3 protein-coding genes and 1 pseudogene are annotated in these 3060 nt (G+C 65.1%); all 4 read right to left on the bottom strand.

Going from position 1 to position 3060, the window contains the following annotated elements:
* Nucleotides 1-223, bottom strand: a pseudogene (locus ACE3SN_RS16590) (pilus assembly protein TadB); the annotation flags it as partial.
* A 63-nt stretch (nt 224-286) separates the two neighbouring features.
* Nucleotides 287-1576: a pilus assembly protein CpaE gene (locus ACE3SN_RS16585; protein ID WP_374531905.1), complete on the bottom strand. Its 1290-nt coding sequence runs from the start codon at nt 1574-1576 to the stop codon at nt 287-289.
* 4 nt (nt 1577-1580) lie between these two features.
* Nucleotides 1581-2231: a CpaD family pilus assembly protein gene (locus ACE3SN_RS16580; protein ID WP_374531903.1), complete on the bottom strand. Its 651-nt coding sequence runs from the start codon at nt 2229-2231 to the stop codon at nt 1581-1583.
* 15 nt (nt 2232-2246) lie between these two features.
* A partial coding sequence (locus ACE3SN_RS16575; protein ID WP_374531901.1) for a type II and III secretion system protein family protein occupies nt 2247-3060 on the bottom strand: 814 nt, incomplete at its 5' end.

Genomic DNA, 3060 nt, shown 5'->3' with positions numbered 1-3060 from the left:
ATTCCGAGCCCGCGATGTGGTGCATCTTGGGCTTGCGGGCGGCGACCGCCTTCTTCAGCTGGGCTTCGACCTTGTCGACCGTGCTTTCCGAGTGACGGTAACGCACCGCCTGCAGGCGGCGCGCCCCTTCCTTGGCTGCCGACGGGCCGGACAGGGCAAGATAGCCCAGCACCATGAAGGCCATCAGGCCCACGGCAATCAGCAGGAGCTGGGGCAGATTCATGCTCACCTCACGGCTTTCATTTCAGGGCGGCACCCGCCAGGCGGATGCCCCCGGTTATCCCTTTCAGGCCTTTGCTTTGGCGACCTTCTTGGCGTCCGGCTTTTTCGACAGCATCGACTTGAGATCGAGCTTGCCGAGCAGCGAGGTCTTGGCCTTGACCGCCGGTTCGGCGGCGTCGGCATCGCTGATGCCCATCACTGCCTTGGCGATGTCGCGGATCACGGTCCCCGCACGGCTCGAACGGTTCGCGTCGGCAAAGGTCTGGCCCAGCTTCGCGGCGTTGGTCGCGGCCTTGATGTCGTAGGGGATCGAGAAGCCGATCTTGCGCTCGATCGAAGCCTCGAAGTCCGACTTGCTGATTTCAGCGACGCCGTTCTGCACCTTGTTGGCGATGACGATCGGCTGGACATGGGCCGCGTTGACCTTGAGCCACGACAGGATGCGGATCGCGTCGCGCGCCGATGCCAGCGTCATTTCCGCCACCAGCAGGACCACGTTCACGTCGGCCAGCAAGTGCGGGAAATTGATCAGCATGTTGCGCGGCAGGTCGATCATGGTCATTTCGAACGCCTGGCGGAATTCTTCCTCCAGCTGCACGAAAGCGGCACCGTCGGTCATCAGCGGCGTGTTCATCGGCGCTTCGGCCGACAGGATCGCCAGATGGTCGTTGGCGCGGATCATCGCGCGTTCGATGAACAGCCCGTCGATACGGCCCGGATTTTCGATCGCATCGGTCAGGCCGCGGCCCGGTTCGAGGTCGAGCGTCAGCGCCCCGGTGCCGAAGTGCACGTCAAGATCGAGCAGCGCGGTCGGCATCTTTTCGTCGGCGCTGAACAGCCAGGCCAGCGAAGTGGCGAGCGTCGAGGCCCCCACACCGCCGCGCGTGCCGATCACCGCGGTCGAAATGTGGCGCTTGGCTGCCTGCGGATCATGATGCTTGGGCGCGGCGAAAATCGCCTGGGCATTGACCAGCGCATCGCGAACCTGGCCCGGCGACAGCGGCTTGAGCAGGTAGTCGTGGATCCCGCTCGCGATCAGGTCGCGATAGAGGCGCACGTCGTTGACTTGGCCGACCGCGATCACCACCGTACCGGGTTCGCAAACCTCGGCCAGGGCGTTGATGTCGCTCAGCGGGTCGCCGCTTTCCGACAGGTCGACCATCAGGATGTTCGGGCTGGCGCTGATCGAGAGCGACTGGACAGCGTTGCGCAGGCCGCCCTTGTTGCACTTTTCGGGCTGCCAGCCCATTTCGATCACCACCGGGCGCAGCACGTCCAGAGCGGCATCGTCGCAGATGAAGGCGCTGAAAGCGTCTCGACCGTTCTGCGCGCCGGGTTTCCAAGGAGCATTCATGTGCTTACTTCCCGCTCTGGGTGGATTCTTGCTTGAGACCCTTTTCGCCGGTCGGCGGAGCCTCGCGATAGCTGTCGATGGCCTTGGTCGAGCTCATCATCACCGTGCGGCCCTGGCTGTCGGAGCCGTGGATCAGGTGTTCCGGATCGGCAACCATTGCGGCCATGTTGGCATTGGTGGCGCAGCCGAAGTTCGAGCTGGTCCCGTTGTTCAGGTTGGTGTCCGACTTGGCCGACCAGTCGGGGCAGCCTTCGACCGTGGCGGTCGAACGCGTCACGATGACGCGGACGGTGCCAGCCGGAACTTCGCCCGGCGTGACCGGAGCATCGTTGCCGACGAGCAGGCCGAACTTGCCGGCAACGCCTTCGACCGACTGGCGCGTGACCGGGCTGGCCATCGGGTCGTCGATATAGATCCGGTCGCCGTAACGCAGGTCCAGCGCTTCGAACCAGCCCGACAGGCGGCGCTGTTCGCTGATCGGCAGGCCGCTCGGACCGGTCGTCAGGTCCAGCGTGAAGTTGGTCCGGCTCACCACCGGCTGGTGCACGCTTTCAAGGCTGCGGTTGGTCGGCATGCCGCCGCAACCACCCAGCGCGAGGCCGAGCGAGAGCGTGACAGCAGCGGCAAGGGCCTTGCGGGAATGAATCTTACGCATCGCTATTCACCTCTCTCAGTTCAGGCTGAAGCCGGGGGTCGGCGCGGCGCCGGCATCGGCGGTGCGCTTGCTGCGCTTGTCCTTCTTGTCCTTCGGCTGGGTCGGGGCATTGGGGACATCGAGTTCACCGATCTTCGGCGCCACAGCGGCTTCCGGCTTTTCGGTCGGATGGGGACGCGGCGAGCCGGACTTGCCGTCGTTTTCCTGGTTGCCGAAGATGCGCTGGGCATCGTTCGGGTTCTGGAAGCCGTCGGTCGGCAGCTTGATGTCGTTGGCGTCGACCGGCTTCACCAGATACGGCGTGATCACGATCACCAGCTCGGATTCGCCGCGCTGGAAATTGGTCGAGCGGAACAGCGTGCCCAGGATCGGCAGGTCGCCGGCACCCGGCATCTTCTTGATCGTGTTCTGCGAGCTGGTGCTCATCAGGCCGGCGATCATGAAGCTCTGGCCGGAACCGAGTTCCACCGTGGTTTCCGCGCGGCGCACGGTCAGCGCGGGCACCTGGAAGCCGTTGAGCGTGATCGAGCCCTGGCTCGACAGCTCGGAGACTTCGGGGCGGACCCGGATCGAGATCCGGCCATTGGCCAGCACCGTCGGGGTATAGGCCAGGCTGACGCCGAAGCGCTTGTATTCGATCGAGGTCGTGCCCAGGCCCTGGCTGATCGGGATCGGATATTCGCCGCCGGCCAGGAAGTCGGCGGTTTCACCCGAAAGCGCGGTCAGGTTGGGTTCGGACAGCGTGGTCACCAGACCGGCGGTTTCACCGGCATCGAGCGCGCCGAGCAGGTCGAGGCCCAGGAACCGGCCCGCACCCGCCAGGGTGGTG

The sequence above is a fragment of the Novosphingobium sp. genome (assembly GCF_041915465.1).
GTDB lineage: Bacteria > Pseudomonadota > Alphaproteobacteria > Sphingomonadales > Sphingomonadaceae > Novosphingobium.
The sequence above is the reverse complement of the archived record's forward strand: the minus strand, read 5'-3'. Positions and strand labels throughout refer to the sequence as shown.